The 16,786-nt window shown below is 72.2% G+C and carries 15 protein-coding genes; 6 read left to right on the plus strand and 9 right to left on the minus strand.

The features are described from left to right. Positions 1-3: 3 nt before the first annotated feature. Positions 4-1,209, minus strand: a complete 1,206-nt coding sequence (gene xylA / locus QMG39_RS05815) for a xylose isomerase (protein WP_281887179.1) — start codon at positions 1,207-1,209, stop codon at positions 4-6. 108 nt (positions 1,210-1,317) lie between these two features. On the opposite strand from xylA, the gene QMG39_RS05820 reads away from it, so the two are divergent. Beyond that, complete coding sequence (locus QMG39_RS05820; RefSeq protein ID WP_281882993.1) at positions 1,318-2,508, plus strand: ROK family transcriptional regulator; 1,191 nt, start codon at positions 1,318-1,320, stop codon at positions 2,506-2,508. 157 nt (positions 2,509-2,665) lie between these two features. Here the strand turns inward: QMG39_RS05820 and QMG39_RS05825 are convergent, their stop codons facing one another. The 3 genes from QMG39_RS05825 to QMG39_RS05835 are packed head-to-tail and all read right to left on the minus strand — an operon-like array spanning position 2,666 to position 4,967. Next, positions 2,666-3,385, minus strand: coding sequence for a DUF2238 domain-containing protein (locus QMG39_RS05825; protein ID WP_281882996.1), 720 nt, complete (start codon positions 3,383-3,385; stop codon positions 2,666-2,668). A gap of 50 nt (positions 3,386-3,435) precedes the next feature. Continuing rightward, positions 3,436-4,158, minus strand: a complete 723-nt coding sequence (locus QMG39_RS05830; RefSeq protein ID WP_281882999.1) for an SDR family NAD(P)-dependent oxidoreductase — start codon at positions 4,156-4,158, stop codon at positions 3,436-3,438. A 5-nt stretch (positions 4,159-4,163) separates the two neighbouring features. Further along, positions 4,164-4,967, minus strand: coding sequence for an SDR family NAD(P)-dependent oxidoreductase (locus tag QMG39_RS05835; RefSeq protein WP_281883001.1), 804 nt, complete (start codon positions 4,965-4,967; stop codon positions 4,164-4,166). 67 nt (positions 4,968-5,034) lie between these two features. Between QMG39_RS05835 and QMG39_RS05840 the strand changes: the two genes are divergently transcribed. The 5 genes from QMG39_RS05840 (at position 5,035) to QMG39_RS05860 (ending at position 9,166) form a co-directional block, all read left to right on the plus strand. After that, positions 5,035-5,769 carry an SDR family oxidoreductase gene (locus QMG39_RS05840; RefSeq protein ID WP_281883002.1) on the plus strand — a complete coding sequence of 245 codons (735 nt, stop codon included), beginning with the start codon at positions 5,035-5,037 and terminating at the stop codon, positions 5,767-5,769. Next, positions 5,766-6,425 carry a FadR/GntR family transcriptional regulator gene (locus QMG39_RS05845; RefSeq protein ID WP_281883004.1) on the plus strand — a complete coding sequence of 220 codons (660 nt, stop codon included), beginning with the start codon at positions 5,766-5,768 and terminating at the stop codon, positions 6,423-6,425. Before QMG39_RS05840 ends, QMG39_RS05845 begins: the two co-directional genes overlap by 4 nt. An 85-nt stretch (positions 6,426-6,510) precedes the next feature. Continuing rightward, positions 6,511-7,221: an ABC transporter ATP-binding protein gene (locus QMG39_RS05850; RefSeq protein ID WP_281883007.1), complete on the plus strand. Its 711-nt coding sequence runs from the start codon at positions 6,511-6,513 to the stop codon at positions 7,219-7,221. Then, positions 7,218-8,519, plus strand: coding sequence for an ABC transporter permease (locus QMG39_RS05855; protein WP_281883009.1), 1,302 nt, complete (start codon positions 7,218-7,220; stop codon positions 8,517-8,519). The genes QMG39_RS05850 and QMG39_RS05855 overlap by 4 nt, the downstream gene beginning before the upstream one ends. 14 nt (positions 8,520-8,533) lie before the next feature. Then, complete coding sequence (locus QMG39_RS05860; RefSeq protein ID WP_281883011.1) at positions 8,534-9,166, plus strand: TetR/AcrR family transcriptional regulator; 633 nt, start codon at positions 8,534-8,536, stop codon at positions 9,164-9,166. A gap of 54 nt (positions 9,167-9,220) precedes the next feature. Here QMG39_RS05860 and QMG39_RS05865 read toward each other — a convergent pair whose 3' ends face one another. From QMG39_RS05865 to QMG39_RS05885, 5 genes are all read right to left on the minus strand, one after another. Continuing rightward, entirely contained in the window at positions 9,221-10,987 is a 1,767-nt protein-coding gene (locus QMG39_RS05865; protein ID WP_281883013.1) for a glycoside hydrolase family 26 protein, read from the minus strand. 97 nt (positions 10,988-11,084) lie between these two features. Then, on the minus strand, positions 11,085-13,418 hold the full coding sequence (locus QMG39_RS05870; RefSeq protein ID WP_373878307.1) for a beta-xylosidase/alpha-l-arabinosidase: 2,334 nt from the start codon (positions 13,416-13,418) through the stop codon (positions 11,085-11,087). Further along, positions 13,415-14,344 (minus strand): carbohydrate ABC transporter permease, encoded by a 930-nt coding sequence (locus QMG39_RS05875; protein WP_281883014.1) that lies wholly within the window; start codon positions 14,342-14,344, stop codon positions 13,415-13,417. The genes QMG39_RS05870 and QMG39_RS05875 overlap by 4 nt, the downstream gene beginning before the upstream one ends. 3 nt (positions 14,345-14,347) lie before the next feature. Then, the gene (locus QMG39_RS05880) at positions 14,348-15,286 is read right to left on the minus strand and encodes a carbohydrate ABC transporter permease (protein ID WP_281883016.1); all 939 of its coding nucleotides are present in this window, start codon (positions 15,284-15,286) and stop codon (positions 14,348-14,350) included. 59 nt (positions 15,287-15,345) lie between these two features. Further along, on the minus strand, positions 15,346-16,623 hold the full coding sequence (locus QMG39_RS05885; protein WP_281883018.1) for an ABC transporter substrate-binding protein: 1,278 nt from the start codon (positions 16,621-16,623) through the stop codon (positions 15,346-15,348). Positions 16,624-16,786 lie beyond the last annotated feature (163 nt).

Consider the following 16,786-nt stretch of genomic DNA (forward strand, 5'->3'; position numbering starts at 1 on the left):
CGGTCAGCGGGCGCCGAGCAGGTGCTCGGTCGCGAGCTGCTGCAGGCGCACGAAGCCGAAGCCCCTGCCACCGAGGTAGACCGACGGGTCGAAGTCCTCGTAGGCGGAGCGGTCGGCGAGCAGGTCGTCGTAGGACTCGCCGTCGCCGAGGGTGGGCTGCGCGAGCTCGGGCACGCGGGCCGCGGCGAGCGCCTCCTGCACCTCGGGGTCGGCTCGGAATGCCGCCGCGCGCTCCTTCAGCAGCAGGTAGGTGCGCATGTTCGCGGCGGCCGAGTCCCAGACGCCGGACTCGTCCTCGGTGCGGCTCGGCTTGTAGTCGAAGTGGCGCGGGCCGTCGTAGGCGGGGCTGCTGCTGGTTCCGCTGGCGCCGGGCCCGCCGAACTCGAGCAGGTCGACGAGCGCGAAGGCGTTGTGCAGGTCGCCGTGGCCGAAGACGAGGTCCTGGTCGTACTTGATGCCGCGCTGGCCGTTGAGGTCGATGTGGTACAGCTTGCCGTGGTACAGCGCCTGGGCGATGCCGGCGGCGAAGTTGAGCCCGGCCATCTGCTCGTGGCCGACCTCGGGGTTGAGGCCGACGAGCTCGGGGCGCTCGAGCGAGTCGATGAACGCCAGCGCGTGGCCGAGGGTCGGCAGCAGGATGTCGCCGCGGGGCTCGTTCGGCTTCGGCTCGATCGCGAAGCGGATGTCGTAGCCCTTGTCGGTCACGTAGTCGCCCAGCAGGTTCACGGCCTCGCGGTAGCGCTCGAGCGCCTGGCGGATGTCCTTCGCCGAGTCGTACTCGGCACCCTCACGGCCGCCCCACATCACGAAGGTCTTCGCGCCGAGCTCCGCGGCGAGGTCGAGGTTGCGGAGCACCTTGCGCAGCGCGAACCGGCGCACCTGGCGGTCGTTCGAGGTGAACCCGCCGTCCTTGAACACGGGCTGGCTGAAGAGGTTCGTGGTGACCATCGGCACGATGAGGCCGGTGTCGGCGAGTGCGCCCTTCAGGCGGTCGATCTGGGTCTGGCGCTCGGCGTCGGTCGAGCCGAACGCGAACAGGTCGTCGTCGTGGAAGGTGAGGCCGTAGGCCCCGAGCTCGGCGAGCTGCTCGACGGCGTGCACGACATCGAGCGGATGCCGCGTGGGGCCGCCGAACGGATCGGTGCCGTTGTAGCCGATCGTCCAGAGGCCGAAGGAGAACTTGTCGTCGCGGGTGGGCGCGAGGGCCATGGTGGTGCCGCCTTCCAGCGTCATCGGTGAGTTTGTTGGCGTGCACAACATAACCGGGATAGGCTCGCTGCGCAAGGGCGCTGCACCGGCGGCGGCCAGAATGGCGGGATGGCAGTGCGCGGGAACACCCTCGAGTCGGTGCGACGGCACAACCTCGCGACCGTGCTGCGGATCGTGCACCACCGCGGCGCCGTCTCGCGCGCCGAGCTCACGCGCGAGACCGGGCTGAACCGCTCAACCATCGGCGCGCTCGTGACCGAGCTCGTCGAGCTCGGCCTGGTCGACGAGCGGGAGCCCGCCGCGACCGCCCGCGTCGGCCGCCCCTCCCCCACGGTCGTGCCGCGCGAGGACGTCGCCGTGGTCGCCGTGAACCCGGAGATCGACGCGGTCGAGCTCGCCCTGGTCGGCCTCGGCGGTGCGGTGCTCGGTCGCGCGCGGCATCCGATCGCCCTGCCCACGCCCGACGACGTCGTCGCCGTGGTGCGGCTGCAGCTCGACGACTGGGGCCGGGCGTTCGCTGACACGCGGGTCACCGCGATCGGGGCGGCGGTGCCGGGACTCGTGCGGCAGGACGACGGCCTCGTGCGGCACGCGCCGCACCTCGGCTGGCGCGATGCGCCGCTCGCCGCGATGCTCGAGTCGACGACGGGGCTGGCCTCGTCGGCCGCCAACGACGCCCGGCTGGGCGCGCTCGCCGAGCGCGTGTTCGGCGCCGGGCGCGGGGTCGACGACCTGGTCTACGTGAACGGCGGCGCGAGCGGCATCGGCGCCGGCGTGATCGCGGGCGGGCGCCCCCTCGGCGGGGCCGGCGGCTACGCGGGCGAGCTCGGGCACATGCGCGTCGGGGATGCGCCGGCGCGCGACTCGGCCGGACTCGCGGGCACGCTCGAGGCGCTCGTGCGCCGGGACGCGCTGCTCGTGCACCTGGGAGCGGATGCCGCCGGGCCCGACGGGTCGCGGCACACCCCGCTCGCGCGGCTCGAGGCCGCCGTCGCCGCGGGGCCCTCGGCCGGGCTCGCAGGGGAGCTCGAGGCGCAGGCCGACGTGCTCGGCACCGCGCTCGGCAACGCGGTCAACCTGTTCGACCCGAGCCTGGTGCTGCTGGGCGGGTTCCTCGGCGTGCTGCTCGACGGCGCGGGCCCCGTGCTGCACGCGTCGATGCGGCGCGCCGGGCTCGAGGCATCCGTCGACGCCGTTCGCCTCGACCGGCCCGCGCTGGGCGCCGACATCCTCGCGATCGGCGCGGCCGAGATCGCGTTCGCGGCCGTGCTCGGCGACCCGGCGGGGTCGGTGGGCTGAGGCCGGCGCCCCCGACTCCGACCCGTTGTGCCCGTTCGGCCCGTTCGGCCCGTTCGGCCCGTTGTGCCCGTTCGGCCCGTTGAAATCGCATCGGCACGTCGTCTACGGCGTGCCGGCGCGACTTCGACGTGCCGGCACGGCTGGCGGCTGCCGGCGGTCAGCCGCGGAGGCGGGCGCGGGCGCGCCGGCGGGCGTCGGCGCGGCGCGCCTCGGCCGCGAGACTCCGCGGCAGGATGCTGCGCGGCCACCGGGTGAGCGTCACGAGCAGCAGGCCGAACAGCGCGCCGATGCCGGCGGCGACCATGTCCGCGACGGTGTCGGCGAGCCCGAGCTGCGACTGCGTGCCGAGCAGGGTGTCGGTCAGGAACTCGCCGATCTCCCAGGTCGCGGCGAATGCGAGCGGGGTGACGACGGCCGCGGAGAACACCACCCAGCGCGGGGCGGCGGCGTCCATCTGCGTCTCGGCCCGGGCGACCGCGAACAGGCCGAGCCAGACCAGCAGCACGCCCGAGTCGAGGTGCGTGAGCTTGTCCCACCCGGGGAACACCCCGTAGAGGAGGAGGGCGCTGCCGAGCACCGGCGCGGCGGTGAGGAAGACCCCGTAGTGCACCTGCACCGCGGTCGGGAGCGGGAAGTCGGCGAACGCGGCGAGGGCCGCGGGCACCCAGAGCACGGGCAGGAGCAGGGCGATGAGCCCGAGGTGCACGGGCGCACCGGCCCACGCGGCCGCCAGGCCCGAGGCGATCCACGCGAGCTGGAACCAGGCCGCGAGGCGGACGTACGGTGCGGCGACGACGAACCAGCGCGGCGCCGACCGCAGCGACTCGGCCGGTCCGGCGGCATCCGCCGCGGCCTCGAACTCCCCCCGGGGTTCCATGCTCCGAGGGTAGCGCGCGGGTCGGAACGGTGTCCGGGGCGTTCGACCCGCTACTGCACGCCGTAGGCCCGGTGACCGACCGCGAGCGAGACGCCCGAGATGGCCGCGGCCTGCTCGGAGGCGAGGAACACCACGGCGGCGGCGACCTGCTGGGGGGTCGACTCGCCGGCGCGCGCGGGCTGCACCGCGGTCGAGGGCGTGTCGGTGATGAGGCCCGGGTCGACAACGTTGACCGTGACGCCCGTGCCCGCGAGCTCGTCGGCGATCGTCTTCGACGCGACCGACACGACCGCGTTGCGCGCGCTCGAGGTGACCGACGCCGTGAACTGCGCGTTCTGGCCGCTCACCTGCACGATGCGGCCGTGGCCGGCGGCGCGCATGTGCGGCAGCGCGGCATCCGTCGTGCGCAGGTACCCCATGGCCTTGCCGTCGATGGCGTCGAGCACCTGCGCGGCGTCGTGGTCGCGCGCCGGGTCGAGGGTGCCGGCCGGCGGGGCGGCGGTGTTCACGAGCACGTCGAGGCGGCCGTGCTCGCGCACGACGTAGCCGACGGCGGCGTCGACGGATGCCTCGTCGCGGGTGTCCATGGTGACGGCCGTGATGCGGTCCGTGCCGGCGTCCAGGTCGGCGACCGCGCGCTCGAGGCGATCCTCGTCGCGGCCCGCGAGCACGACGACGGCGCCCTCGTCGCGGAGTGCGGCCGCGACGGCCCGCCCCACGTAGCCGCTGCCGCCCGAGACGAGCGCCACGCGCCCTGCGAGTCCGAGGTCCATCCGGGTCAGCCCTTCCGTGGTGCGTGCGGTGCGTGCGGGTCGCGCGAGGCCCCCGCTGCCGCATCGTACGCGCGCCCGGGCGACTGCGTGGCGAACTTGCCGCCGCTCGTGTCGACCAGTGTGCCCGTGATGTAGCCCGCCTCGTCGCTCGCGAGGAAGACGAGGAGGCGCGCGATGTCCTCAGGCTCGCCCCAGCGGCGGATGGAGAGCTGGTCGAGCGCGCGCTCGCGCGCCTCGCCCTCGAGGTCGGCGAAGCCGTTCATCGCGGTCGGGATCATGCCCGGCGCGTAGGCGTTCACGGTGACGTTCCACGGCCCGAGCTCGCTCGCGAGCACCCGCGTGAACGCCACGACCGCGGCCTTCGACGCGGCGTACGCGGCACTCCCGACGCTCGGGATGATCGCGGCGAAGGAGGCGGCGTTGAGGATGCGGCCACCGCCCTGCGCCCGCATGATCGGCGCGACCTCGCGGCACATGCGGAAGGTGCCGCCCGCGTTCACGTCGAGGCAGCGCTGCCAGCCGTCGTCGTCGAGCTCGTCGACGCGGCCCTCGACGTTGATGCCCGCGTTGTTCACGAGCACGTCGATGCGGCCGTGTCGGCGGACGACCTCGGCGACGACCGCCTGCACCTGCGCGGTGTCGGTGATGTCGGCGGCGAGCGAGTCGAACGGGGGCTCGCCGGGCACCTCGGCGAGGTCGACGACGACCACCCGGGCTCCCTCGGCGACGAAGGCCTCGGCGATCACGCGGCCGATGCCGCGGCCGCCGCCGGTGACCACGACGATGCGATCGGTCAGGTCCAGGTGCATGCGGTTCCTCCTCGGACTGCCCGCGGCGGCGCGAGCGACGTGGCCCGAATAATCATACTATTGAGCAATGGATGCAGCGAAGGTGCTCTGGGTGACGGGCGGCGGCAGCGGCATGGGCCGCGCCACGGCGGAACGCGCGGCGGCCGCCGGGTGGACGATCGCGGTCAGCGGTCGCCGCACCGAGGCGCTGCAGGCGACGGCCGCGGCGATCGAGGCGGCGGGCGGTTCGGCGATCGCGCTGCCGCTCGACGTGACGGATGCCTCCGGAGTCCGCGCCGCACACGACGCGGTGCTCGAGCGGTTCGGTCGCATCGACGCCCTCGTGCTCTCGGCGGGGCGGAACATCCCCCGGCGCACCTGGGCAGACCAGTCGATGGCGGAGTTCGAGTCGGTGGTGGCGACGAACCTCACCGGCGTGGCATCCGTCATCGATGCCGCCCTGCCATCGCTCCGCCTCACCCGCGGGCGCGTGGTCTGCATCTCCTCGTACTCGGGATGGATCCACGCGCCGCTCGCCGGCATCGCCTACAGCGCGAGCAAGACCGCCGTCGGCTCGCTCTGCAAGAGCCTCAACGACGAGGAGGCCGAGCACGGCGTGCAGGCCTGCAACCTCTGCCCGGGCGACGTCGCCACCGACTTCCTCGAGCAGCGCCCCGTCGTGCCGGATGCCGACGCGCGCACCCGCATGCTCACGCCCGACGACATCGCGCGCTCGGTGATGTTCGTGCTCGACTCCCCCGCCCACGTGCGCATCGACGAGCTCGTGATCAGCCCGAACGCGGCGGCGGCCGGCGCGCGATGAGCGCGTTCGAGCGGGTGCTCGACGACACGGGCCGCCGCATCGTCGACGGGCGGATGCCCGCGGGCAGCGTGCTCACGGTCGACGCACTCGTCGCCCGTCACAGCGTCTCGCGCAGCATCGTGCGCGAGGCCGTACGGGTGCTGGTGTCGCTCGATCTCGTCGAGGCGCGGCAGCGCGTCGGGCTCCGCGTGCTGCCCGAGGAGGCGTGGAACGTGCTGCACCCGCGCGTGATCCACTGGCGACTCGCCGGCGACGGGGCCGCACGCGCCACGCAGCTCGCGGAGCTGGTCGCGCTGCGGCTCGCGGTGGAGCCGGCGGCGGCCGAGGCGGCAGCGCTGCAGGCGGACGGCCCAGAGGCATCCGCTCTGCTCGACCTGGCCGACCGGCTCCCCCGCGCCGACGGACCGGCCTTCCTCGACGCCGACCAGGCGTTCCACCGTGAGCTGCTGCGCCTGTCGGGCAACCGCATGCTGCAGCGCCTCGGCGCCGTGATCGACGAAGCGCTCGAGGACCGCGCGCGGCACGTCGACCGGCCCGATCCGCACGACCTCGCGCTGCACGCGACGGCGGCCCGGGCGATCGCCGACGGGCGCGGTGCCGACGCGGCGGCGGCACTGCGGGCGATCGTCGAGCGGACGGGCCCGCCGATCGCCTGAGGGCCGAACTCCGAGGCTCTTCCCAGCTTCAACAGTCACTGTTGCAGTCCCTGCACTTCAACCTGCACATGATGAAGGGAAACCCGTGACCCCCACACCCGTCCCCGGCGCCCCGCCGGTGCTCAGCGCCGACGCGCTGACGAAGACCTACGGCACCGGCCAGGCCCGGTTCGACGCACTGAAGGGCGTGAGCCTCGAGGTCCGCCGCGGCGAATCGCTCGCGATCGTCGGCAAGTCCGGCTCGGGCAAGTCGACCCTCATGCACCTGCTCGCCCTGCTCGACCGCCCGACCTCGGGCATCGTCGAGGTCGACGGGGAGGATGCCGCGACGGCGACCACCAAGCGGGTGAACGCCCTGCGCAACGAGCGCTTCGGGTTCATGTTCCAGCAGTTCTTCCTCACCGCCCAGCAGACCGTGCTCGAGAACGTCACCCTGCCGCTGCTCGTAGCCGGGGTGCCGCCGCGCGAGCGCACCCGCCGCGGCATGGCCGTGCTCGAGTCGCTCGGGCTCGCCGACAAGGCGAAGAACAGGGCCAGCGACCTGTCGGGCGGGCAGAAGCAGCGCGTCGTCATCGCACGCGCCCTGGTCAACGACCCCGACGTGATCTTCGCCGACGAGCCCACGGGCAACCTCGACACGGCGACCGGCGCCCAGGTCGAGGACATCCTCTTCGGGCTGCAGCGCGAGCGCGGCATCACCCTCGTCGTCGTCACCCACGACGACGACCTCGCCGCCCGCTGCGATCGGCGCATCATCATCGCCGACGGCCTGATCGTCGAGGGGGGCGAGCGATGAGAGCAGCGGATGTCATCACCAGCGCCACGCGCAACGCGTTCCGCAGCAAGCTGCGGACCACCCTGACCGTGCTGAGCCTCTTCGTCGGCGCATTCACGCTGACCCTCACGACCGCCCTCGGTGCGGGCGTGAACGACTACGTCGAGAAGCAGGTCGCGACGATCAGCACCGGCGACGTCGTGCTCGTCACCCCCGCCGCGTCAACCGACACGACCGAGGGGCCGAACGCCTACGACCCCGACGGTCGCCAGCAGTCGGCGCAGGCGAACCCGCTCGGTGCGGGCACGATGCTGAACGGCGACGACATCGACGCGATCGCCGTGATGGACGGCGTCGAACGGGTCGAACCCGTCCGCCAGGTGAGCGTCGACTGGGTCGCACCCGCGGGCGGATCCGACGACGAGCGGTACGAGCTCGACGTGAACCCGACGTCGTCGATCGGCCGCAGCGACCTCGCCGCGGGCGAGCAGCTCGACCAGGCGTCCGCCGACGCTCAGGTGGTGCTCCCCGAGGAGTACGTCGAGGCGCTGGGCTACGCCGACGCGGAGGCCGCGATCGGCGAGACCGTCGAGCTCGGGTTCACGGATGCCTCGCGCCAGGCGCAGGTCGTGGAGGCCGAGATCGTCGGCGTCGCCAACGCGAGCCTCTTCGCCGCCGGCGCGGGCGCCAACCAGGCGCTCACCGACACCATCGCCGATGCGCAGGCGATTCCCGGCCAGCCGGATGCGTTCGTGATCGCGGTCGCGACGTTCGCGGGCACCGGCGACGAGGGGGCGGTCACCGCGGCCGACGTCGACGACGTCAAGGCGCAGCTCGCCGACGCCGACCTCGCGGGCCAGACGGTCGAGGACCAGCTCGGCGTCGTGCAGACCGTGATCAACGGCATCATCGGGGTGCTCAGCGCATTCAGCGTGATCGCGCTGGTCGCGGCATCCTTCGGCATCGTGAACACCCTCTTGATGAGCGTGCAGGAGCGCACCCGCGAGATCGGCCTCATGAAGGCCATGGGCATGTCGAACGGCACGGTGTTCTCGCTGTTCAGCCTCGAGGCGGTGGTGATCGGCTTCCTCGGCTCGGCGATCGGCGCCGTCGCGGCGATCGGACTCGGCACGGCGATCTCGTCGACCCTCTCGGGCAGCCTGCTGGCCGACCTCCCGGGCCTCATGATCCTGCTGTTCCAGCCGGCGAACGTGATCGCGGTCATCGTCGTGATCATGCTGGTCGCGTTCCTCTCCGGCGTGCTCCCGGCCCGCCGGGCCGCCCGCCAGGACCCGATCGAGTCGCTACGGTACGAGTAGACGAGGAGGGGATCATGTCGACCGTGCCCGGACCGCGCCGACGCGCGAGCGAGGAGACGACGGCCGCCATCGAGCGCGCCGCGATCGACCTCGTCACCGAGCACGGCTACGACCGGGTCACGGTCGACATGATCTGCGATGCCGCCGGCATCAGCCAGCGCACGTTCTTCAACCACTTCAAGACGAAGGATGCGGCCCTGCTGGGCAGCGACGCGCCGATGATCGACGAGCGCGCGGCGCGCGAATTCATCGTCTCCGACGGGCCGCTGCTCGCCGAGGCGACCCGGCTCGTGCGCTTCGGCCCCGACCGACTGCCGGCGGACCCCGCGCTCATCATCCGGCGCCTCACCGCGATCTCGCAGCACCCGATGCTCATCGCGCGGCAGATGGAACGCCTGACCCAGGTCGAGGACGAGCTCCGCCAGATCCTCGAGCTGCGCCTCCGCCAGGACGCGATCCGCGAGGGTGCCGGCGAGGACGAGCTCGAGGCGGTGCCCGAGCAGGCGGAGCTCGTGACCCACCTGCTCGCGGGGCTCATGCGCTACGTCGGCCTCCGCTGGGCGCGCGCCGCCGAGCGGGGGGAGCCCGTCGCGGATCCGTCGTCGCTCGCCGACGAGCTCGCGGCGGTCATCCGCAAGCTCGGGTGAGCGACATGCCTGCGGCCGTGCGCGAGATCGCCTCGCGCACGGCCGCAGACCGGATCAGCCGACCACGATGCGGTCGAGCCAGATGAGGTTGCCGCCGGTGTTCGGATCGAGCTGCACGGTGACGTCGGCCCCGTTCGGTACCGCCACGTCGAACTCCACCTCCGCGTACGAGCCGGAGGCGAGCTTCGGAACGAGCACCGGGGCGCCGACCCGCTCGCCGTCGACGAGCAGGCTGAACGTGGCATCCGAGTTCTCGAAGCCGTCGCGGAGCGAGTTCAGCCGCACCGTGACGCCGTCACCTCGACGCACGTCCTCGAACGTCACGCCGTACGTGCCGGCACCGCCGTCGCCGAAGTTCATGACCATGACCTCGCGGCCGTTCGACGCGGTCGACGCGACCTGCGGCAGACCGCCCAACCCGCAGCAGTCGAGCCAGGTCGACGCCTCGGCGTACTCGGCCTCGTAGACGCCCGCGCCCTCGGAGAAGTCGGGCGCGGTGAACGCCGACCCACCCGCAGGTCCGCGGTTCCAGACGCGAGCGTCGGACAGCTCCGCGCGCACCCGATCGAGGATCTCGGCGTCGGCCTGCAAGCGGCTGTCGCCCCAGTACCCGGCGTTGCACGCGCCCGCCCCGGTGCACGCCCAGTTGCCCTGCGAATCCCAGTCGGTGTTGATGTACGTCACCGAGCGGACGACGTCGCGGTTCTCGCGCACGAAGTCGAACAGCGGCTGGAACCACTCGTCCCAGATCTCGTCGCTCGACACCGGTGTCACCTGCTCGTACGGCGCTGGCGAGCCCGACGCGAAGATGCAGGAGACGGTGCCCTCGCCGAGGTCGTAGCCCTGCGGCGCCGACTCGGCGATCATGACAGGCTTCGCGTGGTCGCGTGCGTAGTCGAGGAACGCGTCCTGCACCGCACGCGGCGCGATGACGGTCGTGTCGGGCGCACCATCCGGGCCGCGATCGCACGACCATGGACGGCCGGGATCCTCCGCCGTCTCGGCCGCGAAGCGCGAGACGCCCATCCAGTCGACGACGTCGTCGCCCGGGTACCAGGCGTCCCAGAATGCGTCGGATGCGCCGTCGCGCACGGCGACGCCCGCCGCGTAGGCGTCGGCACCCACCACCGTCTTCTCCGGGATCGCCGCGGCCCAGGTGGCGGTCTGCCAGACGGTGGCCACCCGGTCGGCGCCCAACTCGTCGATCCGCTCGGCGATCCAACGGAAGGCCGCCGTGTAGGCCTCGGGGTCGTAGTTGTTCCAGTGCCCGTCGAACTCGTACCCGATCTTGAGGAACACCTCGCGCTTCGTGGCATCCGCGTACCGGATCAGTTCGTCGACCCAGCCGCGGTACCGCTCGACGGTCGCCGCGTCGACGTCGGGGTCACCGGCGATCGCGCGCAGGCCGAGGTTCCGGCCGTCGGTGCCGAGGTCCTGCGAGTAGTCGATGAGCTCGAGGCCGATCGTGAGCGCTCCACCGTACTCGGAGAGGACCTCCTCGAAGTCGGTGCGCCCCACGCGGTAGTCGACCGGGCTCCAGAGGCCGTTGAGCGGCGTGATGCCGTTGACGCTCGCGAACAGCGAGACGCCCGACGGCTCGGGGTGGCCGGGGTCGGCGTCGAGCACCGCGGCACGGAAGTCGGCGAGGGTGCCGCCGTCCTGGCCGAGGATGAAGTCGACCGTGCCGCCGGGCGGCAGGTTGACGGCGCCCGCGAGCGGGTCTCGTCCGGGGGCGGCCGGGGCCGCCGCCGCGGGTGTCGCGACCGCGCCGGCCGCGAGGGCGGCCGCCACGGCTGCGGCGGCCAGGGTCTTGAGCCTCATTGCTCCTCCTTCATGGCGGACGTGTCCGCCGTCGTGGGCGGACGACCGGCCGGCCGCCGCCGATCAGGCCCGGGTCATCCGCCTCCCCGAGCCGGTCTCAGGCATCGCGCACCGACGCGCTCGGCAGGCGGGGGTCGTCGGCCGTGACCCGATGCACGTCGCCGGTGAGCCGCAGCCTCGCCGTGCTCTCCCGGTCGAGGCACGACCCGCCCGTCCAGATCGTGACGTCGCCGGGCTCGACCACCCGCACGAGATCGGCGTCGGAGAAGGCGATCCGGGTCGTCGGCACCGCGAAGTCGACGACGGCCGACTCCCCCGGCGCCAGCTCGACCCGCGCGAACGCGACGAGCTGCGCCAGGGGGCGGGTGACCGACGCGAATTCGTCCCGTGCGTACAGCTGGACCACGTCGGCACCCGCCCGCTCGCCCGTGTTCGTCACGCGCACCGCGGCGCGGATCGCACCGGCGGTCGGCACCGCGTCGTCGGCGAGCCGCAGCTCGCGGGAGAACGTCGTGTACGACAGCCCGAACCCGAACGGCAGCACGGGCGTGCTGTCGACGTTGGTGACCTTGTTCGGCGCGCCGAGCGTCGGGTGCAGGTACGAGAACGGCTGCGCACCGGCCGAGCGCGGCATCGTCACGGGCAGCCTCCCGGACGGGTTGACCGCACCCGAGAGCACCCGCGCGATCGCGGTGCCACCCTCCTCGCCGGGGAAGAACGCCTGCACGACCGCGGCGCAGCGCTCGAGCGCCCAGTCGATCACGTATGGCCGACCCGTGAGGAGCACGAGCACCACGGGAGTGCCGGTCGCGAGCACGGCGTCGACCAGCTCCCGCTGGACGCCGGGCAGCCCGAGGTCGTCCCGGTCGCACCCCTCGCCGACCGTGCCGCGGCCGAACAGCCCGGCCTGGTCGCCGACCACGACGACGGCGACGTCCGCTTCCGCGGCGAGCGCCGTCGCGTCGGCGAAGCCCGAGCGATCGTCGTCGTCGACCGCGCAGCCCGGTGCGTACGCGATCGTCGCGCCGTCGAGCGCGCTGCCGGCCGCGGCATCCGTCATCGCCTCGAGCACGGTCGGCGCCGCGATGTGCAGGGGCACCTCGGGGTGGTGCCCGAGCACGTGGTTCGCGAACGAATAGCAGCCGAAGAGCGCCTCGGCGCGGTGCGCGTTCGGACCGACGACCGCGATGCGACGGCCCGGCGCGAGCGGCAGCGTGCCGTCGTTGCCGAGCAGCACGAGCGACTCCTCGGCGAGCCGGGCCGCGATGGCGCGATGGGCGGGCGGATCGAGCTCGATCGCAGGCGGCGCCGGCTCGTCGAACGTGGCGTCGAGCAGTCCGAGTCGCTGCTTCTCGCGCAGCACGCGCAGCACGGCGCGGTCGACGGATGCCTCCGGCACGGCGCCCGACCGCACACGCTCGGCGAGCGGGGCGAGGTAGGCGTCGCCCGTCGGCAGCTCGACGTCGACGCCCGCCTCGAGGGCGCGCGCGGCGGCGATGCCCGGGTCCTCGGCGACCTGGTGCAGCGAGTGGAGGAACGCCACGCCGAAGTAGTCCGCGACGACGGTGCCGTCGAAGCCCCACTCGTCGCGCAGCACGCCGGTCAGCAGGCGGGCGTCGGCCGCAACCGGCACACCGTCGATCTCGGCGTAGGAGTGCATGACCGAGCGCGCGCCGCCGTCGAGCACGGCCATCTCGAACGGCGGGAGCAGCACGTCGGCGACCTCCCGCGGACCCGCGGAGACCGGCGCGAGGTTGCGGCCCGCCCGAGACGCTGAGTAGCCGACGAAGTGCTTGAGGGTCGCCGCGACGCCGTCGGCCTGCAAACCCCGCACGTAGGCGGCGCCCGTCGCGCCGACGAGGAACGGATCCTCCGCGATGCACTCCTCGACGCGTCCCCAGCGCGGATCGCGGATCACGTCGAGCACCGGCGCGAGCCCCTGGTGCACCCCCAGCGCGCGCATGGACGCGCCGATCGCGCGGCCCATCTCCTCCACGAGCGCGGGGTCGAACGCGGCGCCCCACGCGAGCGGTGCCGGGAAGGTCGCCGCCTGCCACGCCGCGAGCCCGGTGAGGCACTCCTCGTGGGCGATCGCCGGGATGCCGAGACGGGTCTCGGTCACGAGGTGCCGCTGGAACCGTCGCAGCCACTCGGCGCGCTCGGCCGGGTCGACCGGCGAGGTGCCGAACGCCCGGGTCAGGTGGCCGAGTCCGTTCGCGGCGAATCGCTCGAGCTGGCCGTCGTGGTCGCCCATCTCGTCCTGCATCGGGGCCACCACGGCCCCGCCGTCCTCCACCCAGAACCCGACGAGCTGCGCGAGCTTCTCGTCGAGGGTCATCTGCGCGAGCAGCGTCTCGGGGGTGCGCCGGGCAGGCACCGGGTCGTCCGCGATCGCGGCGCCGGGCTCAGGGGCATCCGTCACCTGGGTCATGACTTGAGGGCCCCTTCCATGATGCCGCCGACGATCTGGCGGCCGAGCAGCACGAAGATCAGCAGCAACGGCACCGTCGCGAGCACGATGCCCGCCATCTGCACGCCGTAGTCGGTGACGTAGGCCTGCGACTGCAGCTGGCGCAGCGCGACCTGCACGGTGAACGCGCTCGGCGAGTTCAGCACGATGAGCGGCCAGAAGAAGTCGTTCCATGCGGTCATGAAGGCGAAGAGCCCGAGCACGGATGCCGCGGGGCGGATGCTCGGCAGCGCGATGCTCCAGAACACCCGGAGGTTGCGTGCGCCGTCGATCCGCGCCGCATCGATGAGCTCGTCGGGAAGGGAGTTGTCGATCGCCTGGCGCATCCAGAAGACGCCGAACGCGGTGACGAGGCCCGGCACGATGAGCGCGCGCAGGTCGTTCACCCAGCCGAGCTGGTCGATGATCATGAACTGCGGCACCACCGCGAGCTGCAACGGCACGGTCATCGTGCCGACCACGAGCACGAGCAGGAAGTTCCGGCCCGGGAAGTCGAGCTTCGCGAATGCGAACCCGGCCAGCGCCGAGAGCAGCACCTGCCCGATCGCGATGAGGATCGAGACGATGAAGCTGTTCGCGAGGTTCTGCCAGAACGGCACGGCCTCGAAGACCTGGGCCGCGTTCTCGAGGAACTGCGTGCCGGGCACGATGGCGGGTGGGACGCGGTTGACCGCGGAGGAGTCGTTCGATGCGACGACGAACATCCAGTACAGCGGGAACAGCGAGAAGAACGTCGTGATGCCCAGCACGAGGTACGTGAACCAGCCGACGCGGCCGTTGCGGCGGCGGTGACTGCCGACGGGCGTCGCCGGGGCGGGCGCGCGCGGTGGCACGGTGGGCTCCGCGTCGCCGAGACCGGCGGACGGGGCTTCGATGGTGCGTGACATGGCCTACTTCTCCGATGCGATCCGGCTCGAGAGCGCGAGGTTGATGATCGTGAGCACGACGATGATGAGGAACAGCGCCCAGGCGATCGCCGACGCGTAGCCGAACTCGAGGTTGCGGAAGCCCTGCTCGTAGAGGAAGAGGGCGAGTGTCTGGAACTGCCGCGACTGCCCGCCGGTGACACCGGCCTGCCCGCCGAACACGAGCGGTTCGGCGAAGATCTGGAGGCCGCCGATCGTCGAGACGATGACCGTGAAGATGATCGTGGGCCGCACCTGCGGGATCGTGATCGTGAAGAACCGGCGGATCGCGCCGGCACCGTCGATCTCGGCGCTCTCGTACAGCGCGCGCGGGATGGACTGCATCGCGGCGAGGTAGATGAGCGCGTTGTAGCCGGTCCAGCGCCACATGACCATGGTCGAGACGGCGAACTGGCTCGAGAACGTGCCGGCCACCCAGTCGATGCGGTCGCCGCCGAGCGCCTCGATGACGGAGTTGATCATGCCGTAGTCACGCCCGAACAGCTGCGTGAAGATGATGCCGACCGCGAGCACCGACGTGATGTTCGGCACGAGCACCGCCATGCGGAACCCGGTGCGGAACTTCAGCAGCGCCTGGTTCAGCACGGCGGCCAGCACGAGGGCGACCGCGAGCTGCGGCACGGTCGAGAGCACCCAGATGACGACGGTGTTCCACGACGCGTTCCAGAACCGCGGGTCGGCGACGAGCGCGACGTAGTTGTCGAACCCGATGAAGACCTGGTCGCCGATCGGATTCCAGTCGAACAGCGAGATGAACGCCGTATACGCGAGCGGGAAGGCGCCGAAGACCCCGAAGACGAGGAAGAAGGGCGCGATGTACAGGTACGGGGTGAGCGAACGGCGTCCGCCGCGCCGGCGCGTTGCGCGCGCGGTCGCGGTCGCCGCGAGGACTGGGGTGGCCACGATGCCTCCTGGGTGCGTGCGGGGCCGGCGCGACCTGCGCCGCGCCGGCCCCGATGGTGCTACTGGACCTCGAGCGCCACGGCGTCGAGGGTCGACTGCCAGGCCTCGTCGGGCGACTCGTCGCCCGACTCGACCCGGTCGATGCCGAGGCCGAACTCGCGCAGGATCGCACGCTCCTTCGGGCCCTCGTAGACCGGCTCGAGCGCCTCGACGCTCTCGGTGTAGATGAGGCCGACCGGGGCATCCGAGAAGAAGGGACTCGTGAACTCGGTGAGCGCCGGGTCCTCGTACAGCCCGGGGGTCGACGGGAAGTTGCCGAACTCCTTGAACACGTCGAGCTGGTTCTCGGGGCTCAGGATGGTGGCCAGCATGTCGTAGGCGAGCGCGGGGTTCGCCGCCTCCGCCGGGACGGTCATCTGCGAGCCGCCCCAGTTGCCGCCGCCCTCCGGCAGGGTGACCACGTTCCAGAGCCCTGCGGTGTCGGGTGCCTGGCCCTGGATGTAGTTGAGCATCCACGCCGGTGCGAGCTGCACGGCGTAGTCGCCGTTGGCCATGCCGGTGTTCCACTCGGGGCTGAACGCCGCGAGGTTGGCCGAGATGCCGGCGGCGCTCGTGGCGAGGTCCCAGGCCAGCTGCACCTGCGGATTGCTGTCGTAGATCAGCTCGCTGCCATCGGCGCTGTAGAACTTCTCATCGCCCTGGTTGTAGACGGTCTGGAAGAACACGCCCGCGTCATCGAGGAACGGCTCGCCCGTCGTCTCGGTGTACTCCTCACCGACCTCGACGAACTCCTCCCAGCTCGACCAGAGCGCCTCGACGCCATCGGTGTCGCTCGGCAGCCCCGCCGCCTCGAAGAGGTCGGTGCGGTACGCGAGCGCCATGCCGCCGACGTCGGTCGGCAAGCCGATGACGGTGCCGTCGTCGGCGACGCCCTGCGCCCAGCGCCAGTCGAGGAAGTCGCCCTCGATGTCGTCGGCCCCGTACTCGCGCAGGTCGGTGAAGAACTCGGCGCTCGGCTTGAAGACCGAGCTGTACGCCGTCTCGACGAGCGCGACGTCGGGCACCGCGCCGGTGGCGAGGGCGGTCAGGAGCTGCTCGTGGTGGGGGTCGAACTCGCTCGTCTTGATCTCGATCTCATTGCCGGTCTCCTCCGCCCAGGCCTCCATGGACTCCTCGAGCCCGGTGGCGCCGAAGGTCCAGACGCTGATGGTCTGGCCGGTGGGCAGTTCGCCGTCCGCCGCCGGCTCCGACGGCTCCGAACCGCCCGAGCAGCCGGCCAGAAGGCCGATCGTCGCCGCAGCCGCGAGGCCGGTGATGGCGAATCGTCGTGAACGCATGGTCTCTCTCCCTTGAGAAGTGGTGCTGTGTGGTGGGTGCGAAAGTGACCTACGAAATTTCGTGGAGACTTTCTGTACTTCGACGCTAATGTTGTGGGGAGAAACCGAGCAATACGCGGGGAAGGTTCGCAAGCAACCCGCGCGAAAGTTTCTCAGACCGGTC

Origin of the sequence: Agromyces rhizosphaerae, assembly GCF_027925245.1 — a bacterium.
GTDB lineage: Bacteria > Actinomycetota > Actinomycetes > Actinomycetales > Microbacteriaceae > Agromyces > Agromyces rhizosphaerae.